Below are 24,902 nucleotides of genomic sequence, written 5' to 3'. Positions count from 1 at the left end.
GCGTCCGACGAATCCCTATGATGATGAAACCCCTCATCCGGCCGTTCCGGCCACCTTCTCCCGCAAGGGGAGAAGGCATGCTCGCGGCAGCCTGTTTTGATCACTCTCCGCAATCCGAAAGAAAACCGCACCTGACGCCGCATGATGCGCAACATCAAGCTCACGATCGCCTACGACGGCACCGACTTCCACGGCTGGCAGCGTCAGCCTGACCTCCGCACGGTTCAGCAGGTGCTCAACGAGGCGATCGAGCAGCTTACGGGCTCAAGGCCGCGAACCACCGCCAGCAGCCGGACCGACGCGGGGGTTCACGCGATGGGCCAGGTCGTCCAGTTCCTGACGGCCTCGCGGCACGGCCCCGAGGTGTTCGTCAAGGCGCTCAACGCCATCCTCCCGCACGACGTCCGCGTGCTCGAAGCCTGCGAGAAGCCCCAGGTCTTCCACGCGACGCTCGACGTCCGTTCCAAACGCTATCGCTATCGGATCGACAACGCCTGGATCGCGAATCCGTTCGAGCTTCGATACGCCTGGCACGTCTTCCACCGTCTCGACGTCGACGCCATGAACCGCGCGTCGGAAGCCCTGCTCGGCTGCCACGACTTCCGCAGCTTCGAGACCGACTGGCCCAACCGCATGAGTTCCGTCCGGACGATCTTCGACGTCGTCACGATCCGCGAGGGCGACCTCGTGTTCGTCGAGGTCGAGGCCGACGGCTTCCTGTACAACATGGTGCGGACGATCGCCGGAACCTTGTCGTTCGTGGGAAGCGGCAAGCGCCCCGAGGGCTGGGTCGGCGACGTCCTCCGCGCCGAGAACCGGATCGAGGCGGGCCCCACGGCGCCTCCGCACGGACTTTTCCTCCTCCGCGTCGACTACGGCGACGCCCGGAAGGCCGGCTCGGAATGAAGATCGTCCACGTCATCACCCGGCTGATCGTCGGCGGCGCCCAGGAAAATACGCTGCTGACCGTCGAGGGTCTGCACCATCACCATCGAGACGACGTCACCCTCATCACCGGACCCGCCGAAGGGCCCGAAGGCGACCTGTTCCGCAGGGCCGAGGAACTCGGGCTGAAGGTCGAGGTCATGCCCGAGCTGGTCCGCGCGGTCCGGCCCGCGACCGACTGGAAAGCCTACCGGAAGCTGCGCGCCGCGTTTCGACGGCTCAAGCCCGACGTCGTCCACACGCATAGCTCGAAGGCCGGAATCGTGGGCCGCGCGGCGGCCTGGCATGAGAACGTGCCGGCCGTCGTCCACACGATCCACGGCCTGCCGTTCGGGCCGTTCGAGTCCTCGGCGCGTAACCGCCTCTACATCGCCCTGGAACGCTGGGCGGCCCGCCGCTGCCACGCGATCGTCAGCGTGTGCGACGCCATGACCCGGCAGGCGCTCGACGCCGGAGTCGGTCGGCCGGAGCAGTATTCCACCGTCTACAGCGGCATGGACACGGAAGCCTTCCTTCATCCGAGACGCCCGCGCGACGAGGTCCGGCGCGAGCTTGGGCTCGCCGCCGACGACGTGGCGTTCGCGACCGTCGCGCGACTCTTCCAGCTGAAGGGGCACGACGACGTCGTGGCGGTCGCCCCGGAGATCCTGAAGGCCGATCCGCGCGTCCGGTTCGTCTGGATCGGCGACGGTATCCTCCGCGACAAGCTGATCGCCGACCTCGAAACCCGGGGCGTCCGCGACGCCTTCATCCTGACCGGGCTCGTCGCCCCGGATCGCATTCCCGAGCTGCTGTCGGCGGTCGACGGCGTGATTCACCCCAGCCTCCGCGAGGGGCTGGCCCGGGTCTTGCCGCAGTCGCTCCTCGTCGGCCGTCCCGTGATCAGCTACGACGTCGACGGCGCGCGCGAGGTCGTTCTGCCCGAGACGGGGATCTTGCTCGCGCCTCGCGACCTTCCCGGCTTGACCGCCGCCGTGCTCCGGCTCGCGGCCGACCCGAGTCTCCGCGACGCGATGGGTTGCGAAGGCCGACGCCGGTTCGCCGACCAGTTTCGCCATGAGACGATGACCAGCCAGCTTCGATCACTTTACGAGCGTCTGCTCGTCGCCGCCGGCGCGGGCCGTTGACTCGTCCGGCCGAGGCGCGTCCACCGCGCGGCGAACGACCGCCAGCAGCAGCTTGTATCTCGTGCCTCTGGCCGGGTTGAACCCCTTCACCTCTTCGAGCGGCGTGAGCGCGACGCCGAAATTCGTCGACAAGAGTTCGAGTTCCTCGGGCGTGACGGCCGTGATCATGGCCTTTTTCTCGTCGAGCCAGGTGAGCAAGGCCTGGGGGTCGCGCACGGCGGCCACGGGCTTGCCGATCGCGTAGATCACGCCGGGCTCCTGGTAGTTCATCAGCAGCGGCTCGAAGCCCGTCTCCGCCTCAAGGGCCGCCAGCCGCTCGCCGACGATTCGCGACACGCGCAGCGACTCGGCCGAGGGGATCAGCCAGCCGGCGAGGATGAGCATCATCCCGCCCGTCGTGGCGATCAGGCCGAACGTCCCGCGCTGGGTCGCGCCGCGTTGCAACTGCAAGAGGCTGGCGAGCGTGCCCAGCGAGACGACGGCGCCGCAGGTGATCAGCGGCAGCCGAAGCCGGGCCGACACGACGATCGCCGCCGCCGTCATCCCGACCCCCACGGTCAGGCCGATCCCGGCGATCAGGCCCTGCCCCAGCCGTCCCAGCGTCCATCGCCGCAGCGTGACTTCCTCACGGCTCGCCGCGACCACCACCCAGGCGGCCAGCAGCGCGCAGGCCGGATAGGCGGGGAGATAGTAATGGATCAGCTTCGTCTGAACGCATTCGAGCAAGATCATCGGACCGACCACCCAGGCGAGCAGGAACCCAAGGTTCCTGTCGACCTTGCGCCTTCGCCAGGCGCCGAGGACCGCCATCGGGACGAGGCACGACCAGGGGAAGAAGACGAGCAGGGAGAGCGCCGCGTAGTATCCAGGAAACGCCCCGTGCTGTTCCATCCCCGTGGCGACCCGCTGGACGAGCTGCTGGTTGACCGCCACCTGGAAGAAGCGTCCGTTCGAGCCCAGCAACGCCACGAGATACCAGGGCGCGGTGAGCAGGGCGAAGCCGATCAGGCCCCGGCGCGGATGCAGCCGTCGCCAGACGGCGGCGGCGGGGCATCCCCACCACCACGCGAACAGGCCGGTCATCGCCAGCAAGGCCGGCCCGACGGGGCCCTTGGTCAGCGTCGCCAGGCTGAGCAGCACCCAGAACGTCGCGGCGAGTCGTGGCGCGTCGCGCCGGCTTAGCTCCCAGAGGCAGAGTTGGCAGCCTGTCAGCCAGAGCGTGAGCGTCGCGTCGGTCGTCGCCAGCTTCGATTCGGCGACCATGATCGGCGCGACGGCCAGCATCAAGGCCGAGAAAAATCCGACCCGGGGCCCGAACATCCGCCGGCCGAGCAGCCAGGTCAGCAGGCAGACACCCGTCCCCGCCAGAGCCGAGGGCAACCGGGCGGCGGCCGGGTTCTCACCGAACACCGCCGTCGAGACGCCCATCAGCCAGTAGATGAGGATCGGCTTATGATAGCGCGGCTCGCCGTTGAAGCTGGGGAACAGCCAGTCGCCCCGGGCGCGCATCTCATGAACCGCGACGGCGTTGCGGGGCTCGTCGCGATCCCACAAGCCCGTCCGCGCGTTGCCGGCCAGGAAGAGGATCAGGCAGACGATCACGATCAGCGCGGGCTCGCGCCAGGAGATCCGCATCGCCCGCGCATCGTCCAGGGTCGTCGGGTCGATCGGATCGAGGCCGTCCTGGCCCATGTGCAAGTCCTCCGCGCATACCGACAACGGGCCGTCCGGCGCGGCCGTTGTTTTTTTCGAGACCGATCAAGTCGGCCGCACCGCAGCCGTCGCGTAGTATAATCGGACCTGGAATTCCGGCGAGAGTGATTCCTTGAGCCGCCGCCCGGCTCGATTGGCGACCCCTTCATGGATGGAGGCGAACGCCAGGCCGGACCCTCGTAACGCAATCGACGGAGCAGAGATGTCGCAACACCACCAGACCGAGGCCGCATGCCTCCTCCAGTCCGGCGCGATCTATCACCATCGGATCGGCCTCCAGCCGGGTGACGGCGAGGGCGATTTCGTTTTCGCCGGCTTCAAGCAGGGCGCGTTCTCGCTCTATTTCGGCGACGCCCCGATCTTCCACTTCGACCTCGAAGGCCGCTGGCAGCGCGCCTACGTCCGTGACCGCCACTACCTGAAGCGGCTGGACGCCTCCATCCACGAGATCAATCGCGTTCGCGAGGGGGCGAACCTCGTCCTCAAGCGCCGGGTGCTCGACGACGCCGAGGCCCAAGGGCTCGATTCCGAGATCCGCGAGGTGGCCGAGATCCTGCGAGCCGGGCTCGACGCACAGGCGTTCCGGGTCGAGAACCCGCCGGGCGAAAAAGCCAAGGTGATCGACGACGCCGCGCTGCGCGAGTTCCTGGACCGGATCGCCGCCTGGGACGCCTCCGCCTGGAGCGCGCATCGGAAGCTCTACCACGACTCGTACGGACCGCTGCCGTTCACCCCCCCGGACTGCCAGAACGCCGTGATCCTCCAGGCGACCCGGGGAGACGCGGGGGGGCGGAGTTTCGGTGGTGGGCCGATTCACGACCACGGCGTCCGGACGCCCGAGGAGTTCGAGCGGCACGTTCGCGACGTCGCCTCCCTGCTCGGCCGCCGGTTGCTCCAGACCCGGGCCGTCTTCCTCGCCGGTGCCGACGTCCTCCGCCGGCCGGCCGACGACGTCCTCGGCTACCTCGACGCCATCGGCCGTGTGCTCCCTCTGAGCGCCAACGCGCGGACGACCCGGTCGGATGATCCGGAATCGAGCCCGATGATCGACGACGTCCACGTCTTCCTCGACGACTTCTCCCGGCCGATCGCCGGAGTCGACTTGCTCGCGGGCGCCCATAAACGCCGGCTGTCGCACATCGCGCTCGGGGTCGAGTCGGGCGATCCGGACGTCAGGCGGCTGTACGGCAAGGACTGGCTGGACGAAGACCTTCAGAACTTCGTCTCCCGCGCCAAGGAGTCGGACGTCGAACTGAGCGTGCTCACGCTCGTCGGCGGGGGCGGAAACGAACGGGCCGCGGATCACATCGCCAGGACGGCCCGCCTCATCAAGTCGTTGGCCCTCACGCGCGGCGACCTCGTCTTCCTGCTCGACGAGCGGGAGATCGCCGATTCGTCGAATCCCGGCCTCACCCCGCTCGACCAATCCGCCTGGGCCGAGCAGCTCGACCTGCTTCGCCAGAGCCTGTCGTCGCTCCGCGAGCGCGGCGTCAAGGTGCTCCCTTACAGCATGGCCAAGCAGTGGGCGTGAGCGCGTGAGCGACGCGGTTTACTCCCGATACCTTCGCGTGTGGCGTCCGCCGATGAAGCTCTCGAAGACGAACTTGCCGAGGTCGTCGACCGAGCAATACGCGGCGACGCCATTGGAGACGCGGGCCATCTCCTGGACGAAGTTGACCAGACCGATGTAGAAGTAATCCTCGATCAAGGCGTAGCTCGACACGCGAATCCCCGCCCCGGCGCAGCGGCGGACTTCGTTCAAGGTGTGGGCGGCGGTCTTCTCGGCGGGGGGGTAGATCAGGACGACCTCGCGGCCTTCGAGGTGGGCGGTGGGCTCGCCGTCGGTGATGACGATGATCTGCTTGTTCGCCGCCGACTGCCGCAGCAGGTGGCTGCGCGCCAGGCGAAGGCCGGCCTGGATGTTCGTGAAGTGCTGCGGCACGCGGCCCTGCGGCTTGTCGAGGTCGAACCGCAAGTGCACCCGGCTGTCGTACATGCTCACCGGCTTGGGCGCCGAGTTCAAAAGCTGGCGCTCGGTCATCGGGCTGGCGAACGTGTAGAAGCCGATCATCTGGATCGAGTCTTGCGGGTACTGGGCCCGGACCATCGCCTGGAGCGCGATCGCGACCTTCTTGGTCGTGTAGTATTTCCCGTACCGGCCCATCGAGCCGCTCATGTCGATCAGAACGACGGTCGCGCACCGGGTCTGGTACTCGGTCTCGTGGACGATGTAGTCCTCGTGGCTGAGCCGGATCGGCACGCCGCCCCCCTGGCGGATGTAGGCGTTCTTGAGCGTCTCGTGCATGTCGATGTTGGCCAGCGAATCGCCGTAGACGTACGGGCGGGTGTCTTCGAGCGAGACGGTCCCCTCCCCTTTTTGCTGGGTCTCGTGCCGGCCGATGCCGTCGCGGTTGAACGTCTGGAAGAGTTCGTGGAGCGACTTGTCCTGGATGCGCCGGATTCCCTTGGGTGTGACCCGCCACTTGCCCTCGTCGTCACGCTCGATCAGACCGTCCTTCTGGATCAGCTCGATCACCTCGGGGAGATCGTCGTCGTCGACGTCTTCGAGGTTCCTCAGGACGTCGTCGCCGTACTGGAGGATGTACTCGGAGAGCTGGTCGAACAGCTTGTCGGCCGACTGCGGTAGGAACTCTTGCGAGCCGTCCCACTTGGAGTATTCATATTCCGACATGATCGAGTGATCCTCCCTGGGCGACGACGGTGGAGTTGAGCAAGCATGGGCGGACGCAGTTCCGAATACAAGCCCGAAGCGCCAGCGAGTGCATTCCCAGAAAGCGTGCTGAATAAGCAAACGCAAAACCATGCACTCGCTTGCGCTTCGGGCTTGTATTTCGCCGGGTGCCGGGTGCCACGGGTCGTACTCCCCCCGTGCCCCAAGAGCCTCGGCCGTTCCGCACGGGGTCGGAGCGACTCCTCAGCGCCTGTACGCCGTCGCGCCCCCCTTGGCCGACTTGTTGAGCTTGTTGTGGACGTGCAGCCCTTCGAGGATGAATTCGGCCGCGCTGGCGGCGGCGGCCGTGCGACCGTCGGCGTCGGTCAGATCGGGAGAGAATTTGGCGGCGATCTCCTCGGCCCGTTTGCGAAGCCCCGGCACCTTGCCGGCTCGCTCCAGAAGCGTCTTCGACGGCAGCATGTCGGTGGTCTCGATCGTCTGACCGGCTTCGAAGAAGTCGACGATCGGACGGAACTCGCGGACGTCGAAATGGAGGCCGAAGATGTTCTTCACCGCCTCGTCGATGATCCGCTGGATCACCTTGTCTTCGTGCCCTTCCTCCTCGGTCATCGTCAGTTCGAGCTTGCCCCGCGAACTCGCCACGGCGTAGGCCAGGTCGGCCACGCGAGGCACGATGGACGTCTCTTTGTTGCAGAGCGCCCGCCGCTCGGCGTTCGACACCACGTTTTCGAGGTTCGCGATCGACATCCGGACCGAGACGCCCGACTGCTGGTTGACGTGCGGCGAGCTGCGAGCCAGCCGCGCGACCTCCTCGACCACTTCCTTGACGTAGAGCGGGATCGACGGTTTCGAGGCGTCGCCGCTGGCGCGGTCGAGCCAGGCGTTCTGGTCGCTGATGGCGATGCCGATCTCGCGGGTGGTCGGGTAGTGCGTCCGCACCACCGAGCCGATCCGGTCCTTCAGCGGCGTGACGATCCGGCCGCGATTGGTGTAGTCCTCGGGGTTGGCCGAGAAGACCAGGCAGAGGTCGAGTTCCAGCCGCACCGGGTAGCCGCGAATCTGGATGTCGCGTTCTTCGAGCACGTTGAACAGGCCGACCTGGATCTTGGGCGCGAGGTCGGGAAGCTCGTTGATGCAGAAGATCCCGCGATTGGTGCGCGGGATCAGCCCGTAATGCATCGTCGTCTCGCTCGACAGGTAGCGGCCCTCGGCGTGCTTGATCATGTCGATCTCGCCGATCAGGTCGGCGATGGTCACGTCGGGGGTCGCCAGCTTCTCGTGATACCGCTGATCGCGGCCGACCCAGGCGATCGGCGCGGAGTCGCCCTGTGCGGCGACCAGCTCGCGCGCGAAGCTGGAAACGGGATGATAAGGATGGTCGTTGATCTCGGAGCCGGCGATGATCGGCATGGCGTCGTCCAGCAGGTGGACGAGCTGACGGAGCATCCGCGTCTTGGCTTGACCGCGCAATCCGAGAAAAAGCATGTCGTGGCGCGAGAGGATCGCGTTCTGGATTTGCGGGACGACGGTCTCTTCGTATCCCAGGATGTCGGGGAACAAAGACTCGCCGGACTGAAGCTTGCGGACGAGGTTGCGCCTCATCTCGTCCTTGACCGATTCCACGCGATAGCCGCTCTGCCGCAGCTCGCCCACGGTCCGGGGCCGATCCGTCGCCATCAATCGCCTGCCTCTCGAAGGAATTCGGATCTCGTGATTCCAGGGGTTCTCAAAGTTATGCTAGGCAGGCTCCCAGGCGAAGTCAACGCAACGCGAGCCCCCGCGCGAGCCGCGCGGACGTCGTCCACGTTGATTCGCCCGGCGGCCTTCCCGTAAGATGTCGATAGGAATTCGAGACTACGGCGAGCGCGAAAGGCGGCACATGGCGACGGAACCAACGATACGGGAAGTGCTCCCCGGACTGACCGGGCGGATCGTCGCGACCTACGAGGAATGCGGCTCGATCAACCACCTGGGCCATTCCCCGCTGCCGAGCTACCGCGAAGTCGTCGAGATCCTCGGCGACCTCCGCGAGATCCTCTATCCCGGCTACGGCCGGCGGCAGAACCTCCATATGGGGAACGTCGCGTACCACGTCGGCGACCTCGTCGACAGCTTGTACGACCGGCTCCGCCAGCAGATCGCCCGCGCCCTTCAGCACGACTGTCGTTCGCGCGAGCCAGAAGACCAGATTGAAGAGCGGGCTCAGCACCTCACTGTCGGGTTCCTGGAGAAGATCCCCGAACTCCGCGGAATCCTGGCCCAGGACGTCGAAGCCGCCTTCGAGGGGGACCCGGCGGCCCGCAGCCTCGACGAGATCGTCTTCTGCTACCCCGGCGTGTCGGCCGTGACCGTCTATCGGCTCGCCCACTTGCTCTACAACCTCGGCGTCCCGCTGATCCCGCGGATGATGTCGGAGTACGCCCACGGCAAGACGGGAATCGACATCCATCCCGGCGCCCGGATCGGCAGCCACTTCTTCATCGACCACGGAACCGGCGTCGTGATCGGCCAGACGACCGAGATCGGCGAACGCGTGAAGGTCTACCAGGGCGTGACCCTGGGCGCGATCAGCTTCCCGCGCGACGAGTCCACAGGCGAAGTCGTCCGCGGCACCAAGCGGCACCCGACCATCGAGGACGACGTCGTCATCTACGCCAACGCCACGATCCTCGGCGGCGCCACCACCATCGGCCACCACGCCGTGATCGGCTCGTCGGCCTGGCTCACGCGAAGCGTCGCCCCGTACACGACCGTGACCATCGAGAACCCCAAGCTCCGCTACCGCGAGAGCCCCGACGTCCGCATGGACGACGCCTATTTCCAGCGGCTGGACTATCAGATCTAGCGGGACACCCGACCTCATGAAAATGGGGCACCGAGGAGTCACGTCGGCGGCCTCCGAATACAAGCCCGAAGCGCCAGCGAGTGCATTGTTTTGCGTTTGCTTATTCAGCACGCTGGCTCGGAATGCACTCGCTGGCGCTTCGGGCTTGTAGCGGGACTACGCCCCCTCGCCCGGCCGATGCGCGAACACGAACCATCCCCCCGCGCGGAGGCCCGGCAGCAGGCGCGGGCGGGCGATCGGCTGGGCGGTCACCTCGTCGAGCGGGACGGCCTCGTCGATGACGAAGCCGGCGGCGCGGAGGTCGCTCGTCAGCTCGCGCCAGCGGTAGAGGTGGACTTCCATGCCGGGGATGCCGCGGTACGTCATTCGGCGGTCGCCCAGCTCGCCCCCGCTGGCGATCCATCGCCGGGCCTGGCCGAACAGCCATTTTCGACCCTGGGGATCGCGGAGGTTGAGCCAGAGGTTGTGGGCGTGGAGCGCGATCCGGCCCCCGGGCCTGAGAATCCGGAACGCTTCCCGGAGCGCCCGCCGCCGGGCGTCTCGGCCACGGATCATCCCCAGCGTGCTGAACATCGAAAGCGCATAGTCGAAACCGGCGTCCGGAAAGCAGCCGAGATCGCAGAGGTTGGCCTGCACCGCGAGCAGGCGGTCGCCGGCCTGCTCGGCCTTCCGCCGGGCGATGTCGAGCATCGTCTGCGAGAGGTCGACGGCGACGACGTCGAACCCGCGCGACGCGAACCGGACCGCGTGTCGCCCCGCGCCGCAGCCCAGGTCGATGAGCCGGCCCGGCGTCTGGAACCGCTCGTCGACGGCGCGCGCGTCGGCGTCGAACAGTGGGTGGCCGGCGAAGTAGGCGTCCTCCTCGGCGGCGAGCCTCGGCGTGTTCAGGTATTCCCAGAGGGGTGGGTTGACCCCCTCGGGCAACCGCCAGGAAGGGGGCGGACGGCGTGCGTTCATCGTTGCGTCCTCACGAGTTCAGACGCGTGGCGAGCACCGTCCCCGATCGCGGCGCCAGCTCCAGACCGCGGATCATTCCGGCGTCGATTTGAGCCCCCTGGTGTGACCATGGATCGGTCAGCTCGACCCCGTCGGCCGCCTGATCGTGGACCGGAAGGTCGAGCCGCTGAGTCGACGTTCCCGCGTTGAAGATCACGACGACCACGTCGTCGCCGAGCTTCCGCGCGTGGGCGAAGACGTCGCCAGCCGCGTGCAAGACCCGGAACGAGCCCCGCCGCAGGGCCTTGCGCGACGTCCGCAAGCTCGTCAGCCGCTGGAAGTAGCGCAGCAGGTCGACGTCCCAGGAGTCGGTCTTGTGCCAGGGGAACGCGCCCCGGTTGGCGGGGTCGTGGCCCCCTTGCATGCCGATCTCGTCGCCGTAGTAGATCGAAGGGGCGCCGGGGTAGGTCATCTGAAACAGCGATGCCAGCCGGAGCGCCGAGAAATCGCCCCGGGCGAGTGAGACGAACCGCGCGGTGTCGTGGCTGCCCAGGAGGTTGAGCATCACCGCCGTGACCTCGGGCGCGTACAGGCCGTGCAGCCGCTGGATCGATTTCGCGAACGCCTCGGCCCCCTTCGGGCCGACCGGGTGGAGGCTCGTCCGCTCCAGCTCCGATTTCTCAACGCGGTCGCCGATGAAGTAGGCGACGCAGGCGCGGGTGAACTGGTAGTTCATCACCGCGTCCCACATATCGCCCTGAAGCCAGTGCTCGGAGTCGGTCCAGACTTCGCCCACGATGTAGGCGTCGGGGTTGGCTTGGCGGACGCGCTGGCGGAACGCGCGCCAGAAGCCGTCGTCGTCGATCTCGTTGGCCACGTCGAGCCGCCAGCCGTCGATGCCGAACTCGATCCAGCGGACCGCGACGCTCAGCAGGAACTCGCGCACGGCGTCGCACTTGATGTTGAACTTCGGCAGGGCGGGCAGGTTCCACCACGCCTGGTAATTCGGCGGCTGGTCCGGGTGGTAGGCGTTGAGCGGGAATTGGGAGACATTGAACCAGTCGAGGTAGGCCGAGTCGGAGCCGTTCTCGAGGATGTCGTGGAACTGGAAGAAGCCTCGGCTGGCGTGGTTGAACACGCCGTCGAGGACCACGCGCATCCCTCGGGCGTGGGCGCAGTCGATCAGTCGCCTGAGCGCGGCGTCGCCGCCCAGCATCGGATCGACCTTTTCGTAGTCGTGCGTGTGGTAGCGGTGGTTCGAAGCCGACTGAAAGACCGGCGTGAAGTAGACGGCGTTGACACCCAGATCGCGCAGGTAGTCGAGGCGTTCGGCGACGCCCGCCAGATCGCCTCCCTGGTAGCCGTTGTAGGTCGGCGGCGAGCCCCATTCGTCGAGGTGGTTGGATTTCGGCACGCTCAGACTACGCGCGAATCGATCGGGGAAAATCTGGTAGAAAATTGCGTCCCGCACCCATTGCGGCGTATCCACTTGCACATCTGACACGAATAAACTCCCGAGCGATACGAAGGATTCACGGCGGCCCCGATTTCCTGAGTCGGACGATCGATCAGCCGGCGGCGATCTTGAACCAGTAAATCTGCTGACGGTCGCCGCGCACGCGCAGGTCTTCGAGCATGGGTTTGAGTTCGAGCATCGGCTGTCCCTTGTAGAACGACTTGCGGCCGCGATTGATCCGGATCTCCAGCTTCCGCTTGAAGTCGACGAGCTTCGGGCTCAGCCAGATGTCGACCTGGGTGATTCCGTCGAGCTGAAGATCGACCAGATTGCTGATGCTGCTGGTCTTCATCTTCAACGTGGCCGGTCGAAGGTTCTGGCCGAGCACCTCGGCGGCCTCGGGCGCGGTGGTCCGCCCCTCGGCGAAGCCCCGGATCACCATCCCGTAGCGGCGGTCGTCGCAGGTCCGGGCGGAGACGGCGTCAAAGGCCTTGGGCACCGGGTCGCGGCGGCGGCGGTCCATCCAGTCGAAGAACGTGGGGATTTCCTCCGGGAACTCCTCCAGCCCGCGATGGTGAAACTCCATGTACGTGACGTCCCAGGTTTTGAGAATCATGGGCTTCACGTAGTTGGCGAACACGACCTCGTTGGACGCCGGGGCGAGGTCGCCGAGCACACAGATGAGCGGCAGGCGCTCGTGCTGGCTGAGGTATCGAGGGACGTACTTGGCCGGGAACCCCGAGACGACGACGAGCCCCGCGAACAGGTCGGGGTGCCCCAGGCCGAAGTCCCAGGCCATGTTGCCCCCCTGAAGCTGGCCGGCCAGGAAAATGCGGTCGGAATCGATGGCGTACCGCTTGCGGGCGTCGCGCAAGGCCAGTTCGACGGCCGCGTGCTCGCTGGCGGAATAACGGTACTCGGGAGACTGGCCGGCCACGTTGTATCCCGGCGCGATCAAGATGTAGCCGCGACGCGCCGCCTCAGCCTCCCATTGTTCGAGGGCCGACTGCGGCCCCCTCCCCGAATGCAGCACGACGAGGGCGGGATAAGAACGGAGCGGGTGGTATTCCGGCGGCAGCTTGACGTAGTACTCGGTCGGCTCCGAGTCGGCGGCCTCGACGACGTTGTGGATCCGCCCCTTGTCCCCCTCGGCTTCGCCCTTGGGAAGCGTCGGCGGCAGGAGCGGAACGATCAGGCTGGCGAGTTCGAGCTGGCGATAGCCCGGAACGCCGGTCTCGCCGCCGGGCCAGGCGACGTCGTTCAATTGGGCCAGGATCTCCTCGCGCGACGCGTCCTCGCCGTCGCCGAGGTAGGTCGCGATCAGGTCGCGCGCCTTCCAGAGGGCGTCGGCCGCCTCCAGTTCGGAGACCGCCGCCTCATGACCCACGACGTATCCGGACATCGCCAGCGCGAGCTGAGCGTCGTCGCTGATCGCCGCTCCGCTCCGCGCCTTCCGCCAGGCGGCCAACCGGCCGCGGACCGCGTCGGGAGCCTCGTCGAGCGCCTTGTGGACTTCGGCGATCCGCGCTTTCCATTCGCCGTGGACCTTGGGCGAGAGCTTGAGTTCGAGCTTGCGGAGGTCGTTGTCGACCTCGGCGTCGGCCGCGCGCTGGTCGTCGTCGCGGCGCATCACGTCGCGGACCTCGACCTGGATCTCGGTGCCGATCTCCTTGTCCGTGAACGTCTTCAAGAGGGCTGAAGCGGCCTCGGGCTGCTGCGCTCGGCGGCGGACGTCGACTTCGGCGCGGCGCTGGGTGGCCTCGGCCTGGACGATGAACGTCCGGGCGCTCGCCGCGCGCTCGCTCAGGTCGCTCGCGGGGAACTCCTTGATGAGCCGGTCGAGTTCCTCCCGCGCCTCGGGATACCACCCCGCGCCCATCAGGTAGCGTACGACCCGCTCGCGCTCGTCCTGGTTCTTCTGCTCGACGCGATGCAGCAGGCTCATCATCACAGGTCTCGGCACCTGGCTCACGGCCAACTCGCCGTGCCAGAAGCCGTCGACGCCCCGATACCGGACCAGGTACGGGCCGATCTCGTTGATCGCCTGTTCCATCGCGATCGGCCGGTTCGACTTCGAACCCGCGTAGCGGAATTGGCGGCGGCCCTTCTCGTTCCAGGGCCCGGCCTCCACGCTGATGACTTCCTTGGGCATGATCCCCGCATGCACGATCAAGGGCTGGACGAGCTGGAACTTCTCGCCGGTGCGCAGCGTGTTGTCGGGGACCACGCGCTCGATCTTGGAGTCGCGGATCACCGTCTTTTTGAGGCCGTCCCACAAAAAGACCAGCGTGCCGTCCTTGTCGGGAGGGCCGACCGTGCGGAACGTCATGCCGTTCTTCATGATCACGGAGTCGGCCAGGATGGGCGAGCCGGGCGCCGTCGCCGCCAGGACGAGCGCCGCGAGCCGCAAGACCCATCCACTTCTCGGATCAACATTCATGGGTGATCGCTGCCTCCCTGAACAGACTCCGTCCCGCCGCGACCGGAACGGCGACCCGCTCCACCAACTTTCTATTGTAGCCGAAGAAGCGCGGTCCCGGTCGAGGCGAGACGTATCAAGCTTGCCGATTATTCGATTCGCAAGGCCCCTTCCGGCTCTGCCGTCGCTCCTGGTCGCGCATCGAAGTGTGGCGACAATCGGTGGAACACCGTAGGCTGGATGGACGTCGATCGGTGGGTGGTCGCACGAGGGACGTCTCGTCAGCTCATTTTCATGAGGTCGGGCGTCCCAATGCTGGCGACATGACGATTCGTTGGTTTCAGGCTGGGGCGGAGAGGCGTTCGCAATGTCGGCGATCTCTGAGGAACCTATCAAGTTCCGTTGCTATCAATGCAACAAGCTTCTCGGCGTCCCGGCCCGCAAGGTGGGCTCGATCGTGGCATGCCCGCGCTGCCAGGCCGAGTTGCAGGTGCCGCGCCTCGAAAGCGCGACCGAACCGACGGCCCCGAACGCGAGCCCGGAGGTCGCCGTCGAGCCGGCCTCGGCCTCAGCTTCGGCCGCCGCGAAGCCGGAACCCGACGTCGCGATTCCGGACGTCTTCTCGGTCACCCCCTCGGCGTCGCGGCCGGCCGTCGACGATTCGCTGATCGTCGCCATCCAGGTCGAGCCCCCCTCGATCCGTCGCGACCGCGACGAGTCCGAACGCCCGGCGCACGACGTCATCCTCTCGCCGCTCATCGTCCTGGCCTGGTCGCTGCTGGTCCTGATGGCCGTCCCCCTGGCCTTCCTCGCCGGCCTCCTTACAGGTCATTTCGTCTGGAAATAGCTAGGTGGAGGCGTGATCATGGCGACCTCGAATTCGCGCCCATTTGCAGTCTCTGATGCAATGTTGATTATCGCGATAATCGCCGTTGGGCTGGCGTTGTCGCTTGCGCAATTCGAACTTGAAACCAACAAGACCAGAGCCCTATTTTCGCGAGTTCTCGTCGACACTCCGGTGGGGCAGCCGCCTGTGCCTTGGGCGGATTCAGAAGTACAGGAATCGCCTGACCAATTGGAGGTGCCGCCCCAGGATTCACTTGAGGTGTCCCCCCCGGATTCACTTGAGGTGCCCCCCCTTCCACCGGAGGCGTACAGGTCCCCTTTTACCATGCGGCCTACGAAAGGGCCTACGGTCCTTGCAGTCGAGGTGGCCAAGACTGTTGACGCATTTCGCCACGCCTCTCTGGTAACTTCCGTCGCTAGTTTTCTCACCGTGTTTTCGCTTGCTTTTGCGTTACTGTGTTTACGATCACCTCGGCCTCGCTTTAAACATTTGGTGCTTAGTATCAGATTCATTCCTGTGCTAGCCACTGCCACTCACGCGAGTTCGTCTGCGTTGTCTATTTTGATTTTTATTATGTTGGTGGAGATGCCAGAACCCGAAGGTATGATGCGACTATTTTCAGGAGGGATGACGGGATACGTCGGAGGGAGCATCGCGGTAATTTGGATCGGCCTTGTATTGAGCCGCAGATTTCGAATTCGCGGGTGGCTGGATTGGCTCGGCTTGGCTATCGGAATTGCTTGGATTTCAGCCGGGCTTTTCGGGCGTATGCATTTTTACACTCTCTGAATAACGGTGGGTGGTTTGTGACTGTCCCGATATGAATCAAGTGCGTCGGCGGCCGTTGTGAGAGGCTATCCCGTAATGATGTCCTGGTTTTTATGGTACTTGAACGGGATCGCCGGCCTTGAGCGATCGGGCTTCAAGAACTTGAGCATGCGATGAATAGAGCTGATGCGGATCATCGACTCGCTGCTCTCGGCGTGGTGCTCGTAATTCCGACTGTGTCGCCGATGCCGCCCCAGCCAGGCGAACGTCCGCTCCACCACCCAGCGCCTCGGCAGCTTCACAAACCCTTGGCTTCCCGGCGGCCGCTCCACGACCTCGATCCTGTACCCGGCCGAGGCCTCCGCCAGCCAGCCGTCGAGGTGGTGGTTGCGATACTTGCCGTCGCCCCAGACCAACGCCAACCGGCTTCGATGCTCGGCCGTCAGCCGCCCCAGCACCTGGGGGGCGTGCGTCCCGTCGTCGGCGGACGCCGCCGAGACCGCCACGACCAGCAGCAACCCCAGCGTATCCACGATGATATGTCGTTTCACGCCGGTCAGCTTCTTGCCGCCGTCGTAGCCCCGTTCGCCCCCTGTCTCGGTCCCCTTGACCGTCTGGCTGTCGATGCTCCCGGCGCTTGGGGACGGCTCCCGCCCGGCCGTCGTGCGGACCTGGCGGCGCAGGGCGTCCAGGATGAGTTGCCATGTGCCGTCGTCCCGCCACTGGGCGAAGTGGTTGTAGACGGTGCTCTTGGCCGGCAGGTCGTGCGGCAGCATATCCCACTGGCACCCCGAGCGGTTGAGGTAGAGGATGGCATTGAGCACCTCCCGCATGTCGTTGGTCCGGGGCCGTCCGACCTGGGGAACGGGGATCAAGGGCTCGACGATCGCCCACTGTTCGTCGGTCAGGTCGGACGGGTAGGGCTTACGCATCGAACGGTGCTCCTGCGGCGATGAATCCTGCGAACCTCCTGGGAGGACAAGAGTTTACGATCTTCTAGAATTACGGGATAGCCTCTGAGTCAAGGATCTCTTGCAGGTCGAATTCGAGAGCGACTTTCGACGGCTGATTGCTTCGCACAGCCAGGGCGGGATTCAACGCAGCCGAAGACTCGTCGACGCTCCGGCCTGATTCGCCTTTCACTCCTCGAAATACGGGTTGACGGTCCACCACGCCTCCTGGCAGAGCAGACGTGGAAGCATGCGGCTCCAAAGGCTCCTATCGTCTTGCACTGGAAGTGGACTGTGGGAGTCCTGGCGACGTAGGGCCCTAAATCGACTCGCCCACCTGAGCGATCACCCCGCGGCCCGCTACTCGACTTGGATGTCGGATAGGGCTCTGCTACGATTAATGGTTCAGTAGCGACGCCCCCCCGCCCCCCCCAGCCAGACCGAGGACGAGCCCATGCGTTCCGATGAAATCAAGCAAGGCGATTCCCGCGCGGCCCACCGCAGCTTGTTGCGCGCGACGGGTGTTCGGGAGGACGACTGGGGCAAGCCGTTCATCGCGATCTGCAACAGCCACGTCGACATCATCCCCGGCCACGTCCATCTTCAGGAGGTCGGCAACTACGTCAAGGAATGCGTGCGGGCGGCGGGCGGCGTGCCGTTCCTGTTCAACACGATCGGCGTCGACGACGGCATCGCGATGGGCCACAACGGGATGAAGTACTCGCTGCCGTCGCGCGAGCTGATCGCCGACTGCGTCGAGACGATGATCCAGGCGCACATGTTCGACGGGATGATCTGCATCCCCAACTGCGACAAGATCGTCCCCGGTATGTTCATGGGCGCGATGCGGGTGAACGTGCCGACGGTCTTCGTCTCGGGCGGGCCGATGGAAGCCGGCAAGACCGCCAGCGGCAAGACCGTCGACCTGATCGACGCCTTCGTCGGCGGCGTCCAGAAGGCCCGGGGCGAGATCACGGCCGAAGAGCTGGAGGAGATCGAAAAGATCGCCTGTCCCACCTGCGGCAGTTGTTCGGGCATGTTCACGGCCAACAGCATGAACTGCCTGGCCGAAGCGCTTGGTATGTCGCTGCCCGGCAACGGAACCATCCTGGCGACCTCGGCCGACCGCAAGATCCTGTACGAGAACGCTTCCAAGCGGATCGTCGAGATGGCCCGCGAGTTCGGCCGCGTCGGCGAGGGCCACGGCCTGCTGCCCCGCGAGATCGCCACGGCGACGGCCTTCGACAACGCCATGATCCTCGACATGGCGATGGGGGGCAGCACCAACACCGTGCTCCACATCCTGGCCATCGCCCACGAGGCCGGCGTGCCGTTCACGCTCGACCGGATCGACGAGCTGAGCAAGAAGACGCCCAACATCTGCAAGGTCAGCCCGTCGAGCAGCTACCACATCGAGGACGTCGCGCGGGCCGGCGGCATCCACGCGATCCTCGGCGAGATCGCCCGCGGCAAGCCGGGGCTGCTCGATCTCTCGTGCTCGACCGTGACCGGCAAGACGCTGGGCGAGAATATCGCCGAGTTCGACGTCCGCAGTACGTCCTCGTCCCAGGCGGCCGAGCTTCTCACCCGGGTCCGGGCCGGCGGCGAGCGGACCTCGCAGGCCTGGACCGTCGCAAGCGTCGGCGCGGCCGGGTCACAGTCCGCCGGACTGGCGGTGCTCGAGTCGGAAGGCGAGTCCGAAACGCCCGACGACGGCGGGCCGATCCCGCTCGACAACGGCGACGGCGGTTCCAATGGCTCGGACGGCTTCGATCCGCTCGACGTCATCCGGACCGTCGACAACGCCTACTCCCAGACCGGCGGCCTGACGATGCTCAAGGGCAACCTCGCCCCCAAGGGCGCGGTGGTCAAGACGGCCGGCGTCGATCCCAAGATGCTGGTCCACACCGGCCCGGCCGTGATCTTCGAGAGCGAGATCGACGCCTACAACGGCATCGTCTTCGGCAAGGTCAAGGCCGGCGACGTGATCGTGATCCGCTACGAAGGCCCGCGCGGCGGCCCCGGCATGCAGGAGATGCTCGCCCCCACGACCGCCGTCAAGGGCGTCGGCCTCGGCGACAAGTGCGCGCTCATCACCGACGGCCGGTTCTCCGGCGGCACCGCCGGCGCGTCGATCGGCCACGTCAGCCCCGAAGCCGCCGTCGGCGGCCCGATCGGCCTGATCCAGGACGGCGACGTCGTCGAGATCGACATCCCCAACGGTAAGCTCGCCGTCCGCCTCACCGACGCCGAACTCGCCGCCCGCCGCGAAGCCTGGAAGCCCCGCCCGCCCGTCTTCAAGACCGGCTGGCTCGCCCGCTACCAGGCCATGGCCACCAGCGCCGACACCGGCGCCATTCTGAGCTGGGAACAGCACCACTAACCCGAGCCAGCGGTCTTCGATCGCTCCCCTTGACGTCCCACTGAGGCGCTCGTATTGTTATAACGCCAGTGGGCATGAGAACGGCGAAGTCTCGCAAGGGGGGCGATATCCTTCGGACCATCCGGCCGATCGGCAACAGCCTCGGCATCATTATCGACAAGCCTGTCCTGGACCTGCTCGGGCTGGTGAACGGCTCGACCGTCGACGTGACGCTCGCCCCCGACGGCAAGGGCCTTTTGCTGACGCCGGCGGCGGCCGACGCCGAGCCACGATCCGAGGAGGATCGCGCGGCCCATCGCGCCCGGGTCGAGAAGGCGATCGACCGTGTCATGAAGGTGCACGCCAAGGCCTTCAAAGCGCTCGCCGAATGAGCGAGCCCCTATTCCTCGAGCCCGAGGACGTGCTCTCCATCCACTCGAAGAGTATCGATCGATTCGGCTTTCCGCCCGTCAGGTCTCGACTGGACCGATCTTGGAAGATCAGAAAATCCAATCTGCGCATGGGCTCTCCTTCACGATGGACACTTTGGCGAAGAAGATTCGGCGTCGGTTCAGAACCACAGGCGAAGTTGGCGCTCATTGGCGGCTCCTTCGCCGAGCGACGACAGCGTGACGCCGAGCAGGCGGATGCCCTTGGTTGCTGGAAACAGGGATTCGAGGAGCGATCTGACGATCTCCTCGACCGCCTCTTGGGTCGTGAAGGGGGTCGGGACGGTCCGCCGGCGGGTGACTTGTTCGAAGTCGGCGAACTTGGCCTTGAGGGTCACCGTGCGCCCCCGGATCTTGGAGTCGTCGCAGTACGACCACACCTTCGCGATCAACGGCTCTAGAGCCGCGATCGCCTCGTCGAGGGTGAAGAGATCGGCGCTGAATGTGTTCTCCGCTCCGATGGATTTGCGAACGCGATCGGCGCAGACCGGGCGTTCGTCGACGCCCCGCGCCAGCCCATAGTAGTAGGGGCCGACCTTGCCGAAGTGCTGCTGAAGAAACGACGACGTCTGGGCCTTGAGATCGGTGCCGAGGCGAATGCCGAGTCGCTCCATCTTCGCGCACGTCGCCGGGCCTATGCCGTGGAACTTTCCGATAGGTAGGGTTTCGACGAAGGCCGGGCCCATCTTCGGTGTAATGACGAACAACCCATCGGGTTTGCGCTCACAGGACGCCATCTTGGCGAGGAACTTGTTATAGGAGACGCCCGCGGACGCGGTGAGCCCGGTCTCGGCGTGGATTCTCGCCCGAATTTGCCGGGCGATCTCGGTCGCGGTGGGAATACCCTTCGAGTTTTCACTGACGTCGAGATAGGCTTCATCGAGCGAGAGCGGTTCGATGAGCGGCGTGTACTCTTCGAAAATCCGACGGACTTGCTGCGACACCGCTCGATACACATCGAACCGAGGTTTCACGAAAACCAGCTCCGGACACCTCCTCCTCGCCGTCACCGAGGGCATCGCGGACTTCACGCCGAATTTCCGTGCCTCATAGCTCGCCGCCGCCACGACGCCCCGTTCGCGCGCCCCACCCACCGCGACCGGTCTGCCGCGCAGCTCCGAATGATCCCGCTGCTCCACCGACGCGTAGAAAGCGTCCATGTCGACATGAATAATCTTGCGTTGAAGCGCATCCCCTTGAAGGAGCATCACACTCACGCCCCCCTGCCGCTCGACGTTGGATAACGCCATCTCAGCTCAGGCCGTGAAGCCCCCCTCGTCTTCCATACCGGTCCCGGCGTTCGATTCAATTACAGCAACGATCCAATGTGGCGCTCACGCTCCCGACCTTCTCGGCATCGACTCGACGGAACGCCTCTCCAGAATATACCCCGTGTGAACGGCCTGCGAGCTTAGACCTAGACGAATGTCCATGATGGCACGAGAAGCCGACGGAGGAAGGCTCCGAGTTTTCCTGGCCCGGGGAGCGAAATGGAAGCCCGAAGCGCCAGCGAGTGAATTCCCCGCTGGCCGACCGGAAATTCACATGAGGTCGGGCACCCCAAACTGGCGGCATGACGATTCGTTCGATCAACGGTCCTTATTCCGAGCCATACAACAGGGGGATATACCTGGAGGGCACCGCAAATGGAAAACAGCTCTTTCCGAGCGTGCGGTTTCTCGTCCTCTCCATCGCCGGAAGCAGGATCGCGGCGGTGAGCAGGATGATCGCTATGAGGGTCGTGACGTCGGCAAGCCTGAAGCCGTGCCTGGCCAGGCTCAGGCAGGCGAAGACGGCTCCGGCGAGCGCTGTGAAGAAGACGATCATGGGCGTCGGGAAGCGGCAGGCCAGCAGTCCCGCCGAGCAGACGGCGACGACGACCATGTAGTCTTTCAGCGACCATTGCCAGGGGCGGGATAACCATCGTCGATACCCCATCGCGGCTAGGATCACCATGAAGATTGAGAGCGTCCGTCGCCGGGAAGTAGGTGCCCAAGCTTCGTGTCTCATGAGCAAGCTCCAAGCCGAATCATCGATGCGAATCCGCAACTGCGGGGGACGACCCAAGAGGGGGATGGGAGCCTCTAGCGATCAAGAATGCGCCCCGTCCCCCTGTTCCGCCCACGGCCGTCACGCGCCCGGCCAAGGGTTGATGAGAAGCGCCCCGCTTGCCTCGAAGTGACGCGTATTTCGGGTCATGACGTGGAGCCCATGACGGAGGGCGGTTGCGGCGAGGAGGCCGTCGGAGGCGGGGATGACGACGCCGGTCTTTTGCGATCGCGCCGTCAATTCGCCCCAGATCCTGGCCGTCTCGACGTCGACGCCGAGGATGCGGTCGCCGAACTGCGTTTCGAGCGCCACAAGCCACGAGGAGAGGGCTTTCTTCTTCCGGCCGACGGCCAGCAGGGCGATGCCTTTGGCGATCTCGCCAACGGACAGCACGCTAAGGTAAAGGTCGTCCGCGGGAATCTCCCGTACCGCCGACTTCACCAAGGGATCGCCCTCGGGCAGCCGAATCTCCGCGAGGACGCAGGTGTCAAGCAGCACCTTCACAACTCGACGTCCCGCATCGGGCTCTGATCACGCGTCAGGTCGAGCCCCTCGAACGATTCCCCCTGGAAGAGAAAGTCCTTGAAATCGGGCTTCCGACCCGTCAATTCGGCATACCTCGCCGCCGAAATGACGACGACCGTATCACTCCGCCTGGTGATCGTCTGCGGCCCCTCGGTGAGCGCCAGGTTCACAACTTCGGTGAGTCGGTTTTTGGCTTCGGCAAGTTTCCAGGTCATAAGCCCTCCCCTTTCCATAGCTAGACTAGCTAGCTATTGTACCGCATCTCCCATCAGTAGGAATCAAGCGGTCGCAGGTCGTCGACGACGAACTTGCCGTCGATGCGGATCGGCTCGCCGTCGAAGGCGATGGTGCCGCCGCCGTAGTCGGGGCGCTGGATCTGGACGAGGTCCCAGTGGATCTTCGACTTGTTGCCGTTGTCGGCTTCGTCGTAGGCGTTGCCGGGGGTCAGGTGGAAGCTGCCGGCGATCTTCTCGTCGAACAGGATGTCGCGCATCGGCTTGAGGATCTTCGGGTTGCAGCCGATCGACCATTCGCCGGTGTAGCGGGCACCCTCGTCGGCGTCGAAGATCCGCCGCAGCTTCTCAACGTCGCCCCCCGCGCAGTCGGCCCGGACGATCTTGCCGGCCTCGAACTCGAGTCGGACGCCGTCGAACGACGCCCCCTGGTAGATCGTCGGAGTATTGAACCGGATCACGCCGTTGATCGAGTCGCGCACCGGCGCGGTGAAGACCTCGCCGTCGGGGATGTTCATCGTGCCCGAGCACGGTACGACCGGGATTCCGGCGATCGAGAAGCTCAGATCGGTCTCCGGCCCGGTGATCCGGACGTCGTGGGCCTTCTCCATCCGGGCGACCAGCGGCTTGAGCATCTGGGCCATCCGGCCGTAGTCGAGTGTGCAGACGTCGAAATAGAAATCCTCGAACGCCTCGGTGCTCATCCCCGCCTGCTGGGCCATACTGGCGGTCGGCAACCGGAGCACGCACCACTTGGTGTTCGTCACCCGGCGCTCGAAGTGGACCGGCTTCTGGTAGAGGGCGTTGTACAGCTCAAGCTGTTCGGCGGGGACGTCGCTCATCTCGCTGATGTTCAATGATCCCCGCAGGCCGAGGTACGCCTGCACCTGCTCCATCCGCTGCCGGTCGATGCGCCCCCATGACTCGATCGACTCGGCCGAGCCGCGAAGCACTAGCTCGCGGACGATCCGGTTGTCGCGGGTTTCGACGAGCACCCGGCCGCCGCGCGCCGCCGCCTTCTGGATCAAGAGTCGAGGGAGCGTCGAATCGGGCAGGTCGAAGCACTCGATCAAGAGGGTCTCGCCCGAAGCCAGGCGGACGGAGTGATTGATCAGGATCTCGGCCAGCGCATCCCATCGCGGATCGGGCATCGGCTTTCACACCTTCCTTGAGAGTCGTCCACGAAGAACATCCAACCTCCGAGCAGGAATTCACCACGGAGGACGCGGAGGACACGGAGAGGAAACGATTCCAACGATCATGCGGGCGATGCCGACTCGCGAAGGAACGACGTTGAATTCGAGAGACGATTCAGCCCTTGTTCCTCTCGTGTTTCCTCCGTGTCCTCCGTGGTGAATTCTTCTGCATCAACTGTTGGACGCCGTTCGTAGACGGCACCTTGAAGAGACGACGATCGCGGCGGCGGCGTTCTTGCGACCGGCGCGGCCGTCGATTAGGTTACGAGGAACCGGGACGCAGAAAGGCCTCCGACGACCTCTCGTCCCTCAACATGATCCACCGTGCGATCCGCGACGGCAAGCCGACGGGACGACGGAACCGCGCCGAGGCTCACGCTTCGAGCGCCAAGGGAGCGGCGCGTTGAATCTCTTCGACCTGACGGACAGAGTGGCGATCGTGACCGGCGGCAACGGCGGCATCGGCCTGGGGATGGCCAAGGGGCTCGCAAACGCCGGGGCTTCGGTCGTCGTCCTGGGGCGGAACGAACCCAAATCGCAGGCCGCCGCCGAAGCCATCCGCGCGGAGACCGGCGCGAAGACGCTGGCCGTCACAGCCGACGTCTCGGTCCCGGCCGAAGTCGACCGCGCCGTCGCCGAGGTCCTCGATCACTTCCAGCGGATCGACATCCTGTTCAACAATGCCGGCATCAACATCCGCAAGCCTCCCCAGGAGTTGACGCTCGACGACTGGAACCAGGTTCTGACCGTGAACCTGACGAGCGCCTTCCTGACGTCGAAGGCCGTCCACCCGGCGATGAAGCAGGCGGGAGGGGGCAAGATCGTCAATATCGGCAGCATGACGTCGATCTTCGGATCGAGCTTCGCCGCCGCCTACAGCGCGTCCAAGGGAGGAATCGTCCAGCTCACCAAGAGCCTCGCCATGGCTTGGGCGGCCGACAACATCCAGGTGAACGCGATCCTCCCCGGCTGGTTCGACACCGAGCTGACCCAGCAGGCCCGCCAGCAGATCCCCGGCCTCCACGAACGCGTGCTGGCGCGGATCGCCTGCGGCCGTTGGGCCACCCCCGACGACATGGCCGGCACCGCCGTCTGGCTGGCGAGCCGAGCCAGCGACTACGTCACCGGCGTCGCTGTCCCCGTCGACGGCGGCTACGCCTCGACGCTCTGACGCGAGTTCGGCCGTCTTACGACGATCGCCTGATTCAAGAATCGAAACTCATCGTACATTGATGATAGGAGACTCCTCGGAGGCTCCTCGATTCGTTGACAATGCGCCAGTCGGAGGGGGCGAGAGCCGAGCGACGAGACTTCGAAAAACCGCGCGAACAATCCCAATCGCCGGAGGACCAGCGGGCGACGACTTGCGGAGAGAACCGCGCGAACA

20 protein-coding genes are annotated in these 24,902 nt (G+C 65.5%); 8 read left to right on the top strand and 12 right to left on the bottom strand.

Annotation, left to right across the window (positions count from 1 at the left end; translation table 11 throughout):
* Positions 1-141 precede the first annotated feature (141 nt).
* Positions 142-906 carry a tRNA pseudouridine(38-40) synthase TruA gene (truA, locus tag BSF38_RS23710; RefSeq protein WP_237170584.1) on the top strand — a complete coding sequence of 255 codons (765 nt, stop codon included), beginning with the start codon at positions 142-144 and terminating at the stop codon, positions 904-906.
* A complete protein-coding gene (locus BSF38_RS23705; RefSeq protein WP_076349576.1) occupies positions 903-2,072 on the top strand; it encodes a glycosyltransferase family 4 protein in 1,170 nt (389 codons plus the stop codon). Before truA ends, BSF38_RS23705 begins: the two co-directional genes overlap by 4 nt.
* Here the strand turns inward: BSF38_RS23705 and BSF38_RS23700 are convergent.
* A complete protein-coding gene (locus BSF38_RS23700) occupies positions 2,028-3,764 on the bottom strand; it encodes an ArnT family glycosyltransferase (RefSeq protein ID WP_076349575.1) in 1,737 nt (578 codons plus the stop codon). The two genes, BSF38_RS23705 and BSF38_RS23700, sit on opposite strands and share 45 nt — an antisense overlap.
* A 223-nt stretch (positions 3,765-3,987) precedes the next feature.
* Here BSF38_RS23700 and BSF38_RS23695 point away from each other — a divergent pair, with 223 nt between their 5' ends.
* Positions 3,988-5,316, top strand: a complete 1,329-nt coding sequence (locus BSF38_RS23695) for a radical SAM protein (protein ID WP_076349574.1) — start codon at positions 3,988-3,990, stop codon at positions 5,314-5,316.
* Positions 5,317-5,334: 18 nt separating this feature from the next.
* Here BSF38_RS23695 and BSF38_RS23690 read toward each other — a convergent pair whose 3' ends face one another.
* Positions 5,335-6,477, bottom strand: a complete 1,143-nt coding sequence (locus BSF38_RS23690; protein ID WP_076349573.1) for a VWA domain-containing protein — start codon at positions 6,475-6,477, stop codon at positions 5,335-5,337.
* Between the two features lie 243 nt (positions 6,478-6,720).
* Entirely contained in the window at positions 6,721-8,157 is a 1,437-nt protein-coding gene (locus BSF38_RS23685; protein WP_076349572.1) for a sigma 54-interacting transcriptional regulator, read from the bottom strand.
* Between the two features lie 202 nt (positions 8,158-8,359).
* Here BSF38_RS23685 and epsC point away from each other — a divergent pair, with 202 nt between their 5' ends.
* Positions 8,360-9,325 (top strand): serine O-acetyltransferase EpsC, encoded by a 966-nt coding sequence (gene epsC / locus BSF38_RS23680; protein WP_076349571.1) that lies wholly within the window; start codon positions 8,360-8,362, stop codon positions 9,323-9,325.
* A 156-nt stretch (positions 9,326-9,481) separates the two neighbouring features.
* Here epsC and BSF38_RS23675 read toward each other — a convergent pair whose 3' ends face one another.
* From BSF38_RS23675 to BSF38_RS23665, 3 genes are all read right to left on the bottom strand, one after another.
* A complete protein-coding gene (locus BSF38_RS23675; RefSeq protein WP_076349570.1) occupies positions 9,482-10,282 on the bottom strand; it encodes a class I SAM-dependent methyltransferase in 801 nt (266 codons plus the stop codon).
* Positions 10,283-10,292: 10 nt separating this feature from the next.
* A complete protein-coding gene (locus tag BSF38_RS23670; RefSeq protein WP_420819243.1) occupies positions 10,293-11,756 on the bottom strand; it encodes a glycoside hydrolase family 13 protein in 1,464 nt (487 codons plus the stop codon).
* A gap of 73 nt (positions 11,757-11,829) precedes the next feature.
* Complete coding sequence (locus BSF38_RS23665; RefSeq protein ID WP_076349568.1) at positions 11,830-14,157, bottom strand: alpha/beta hydrolase family protein; 2,328 nt, start codon at positions 14,155-14,157, stop codon at positions 11,830-11,832.
* Positions 14,158-14,503: 346 nt separating this feature from the next.
* Here BSF38_RS23665 and BSF38_RS23660 point away from each other — a divergent pair, with 346 nt between their 5' ends.
* Positions 14,504-14,983, top strand: coding sequence for a hypothetical protein (locus tag BSF38_RS23660; RefSeq protein WP_076349567.1), 480 nt, complete (start codon positions 14,504-14,506; stop codon positions 14,981-14,983).
* Between the two features lie 854 nt (positions 14,984-15,837).
* Here the strand turns inward: BSF38_RS23660 and BSF38_RS23655 are convergent.
* Entirely contained in the window at positions 15,838-16,683 is an 846-nt protein-coding gene (locus BSF38_RS23655) for an IS5 family transposase (RefSeq protein ID WP_076342952.1), read from the bottom strand.
* Between the two features lie 472 nt (positions 16,684-17,155).
* On the opposite strand from BSF38_RS23655, the gene ilvD reads away from it, so the two are divergent.
* Positions 17,156-19,084: a dihydroxy-acid dehydratase gene (gene ilvD / locus BSF38_RS23650; RefSeq protein WP_076349566.1), complete on the top strand. Its 1,929-nt coding sequence runs from the start codon at positions 17,156-17,158 to the stop codon at positions 19,082-19,084.
* A 74-nt stretch (positions 19,085-19,158) separates the two neighbouring features.
* Positions 19,159-19,455 carry an AbrB/MazE/SpoVT family DNA-binding domain-containing protein gene (locus BSF38_RS23645; protein WP_076349565.1) on the top strand — a complete coding sequence of 99 codons (297 nt, stop codon included), beginning with the start codon at positions 19,159-19,161 and terminating at the stop codon, positions 19,453-19,455.
* 179 nt (positions 19,456-19,634) lie between these two features.
* On the opposite strand, the gene dinB is transcribed toward BSF38_RS23645, so the two are convergent.
* The 5 genes from dinB to BSF38_RS23620 form a co-directional block, all read right to left on the bottom strand.
* The gene (dinB, locus tag BSF38_RS23640; RefSeq protein ID WP_076351372.1) at positions 19,635-20,720 is read right to left on the bottom strand and encodes a DNA polymerase IV; all 1,086 of its coding nucleotides are present in this window, start codon (positions 20,718-20,720) and stop codon (positions 19,635-19,637) included.
* A 391-nt stretch (positions 20,721-21,111) separates the two neighbouring features.
* Complete coding sequence (locus tag BSF38_RS23635) at positions 21,112-21,522, bottom strand: hypothetical protein (protein ID WP_076349564.1); 411 nt, start codon at positions 21,520-21,522, stop codon at positions 21,112-21,114.
* A gap of 120 nt (positions 21,523-21,642) precedes the next feature.
* Complete coding sequence (locus tag BSF38_RS23630; RefSeq protein WP_168189439.1) at positions 21,643-22,059, bottom strand: type II toxin-antitoxin system VapC family toxin; 417 nt, start codon at positions 22,057-22,059, stop codon at positions 21,643-21,645.
* Between the two features lie 2 nt (positions 22,060-22,061).
* A complete protein-coding gene (locus BSF38_RS23625) occupies positions 22,062-22,301 on the bottom strand; it encodes a type II toxin-antitoxin system prevent-host-death family antitoxin (protein WP_076349562.1) in 240 nt (79 codons plus the stop codon).
* A gap of 53 nt (positions 22,302-22,354) precedes the next feature.
* A complete protein-coding gene (locus BSF38_RS23620) occupies positions 22,355-23,470 on the bottom strand; it encodes an aminopeptidase (RefSeq protein WP_076349561.1) in 1,116 nt (371 codons plus the stop codon).
* Positions 23,471-23,918: 448 nt separating this feature from the next.
* Here BSF38_RS23620 and BSF38_RS23615 point away from each other — a divergent pair, with 448 nt between their 5' ends.
* A complete protein-coding gene (locus tag BSF38_RS23615; protein ID WP_076349560.1) occupies positions 23,919-24,686 on the top strand; it encodes an SDR family NAD(P)-dependent oxidoreductase in 768 nt (255 codons plus the stop codon).
* Positions 24,687-24,902 lie beyond the last annotated feature (216 nt).

The organism is Paludisphaera borealis, assembly GCF_001956985.1.
GTDB classification, from domain to species: Bacteria; Planctomycetota; Planctomycetia; order Isosphaerales; family Isosphaeraceae; genus Paludisphaera; species Paludisphaera borealis.
Note: the sequence above shows the minus strand (reverse complement) of the source record. Positions and strands in the feature narration are given on the sequence as shown.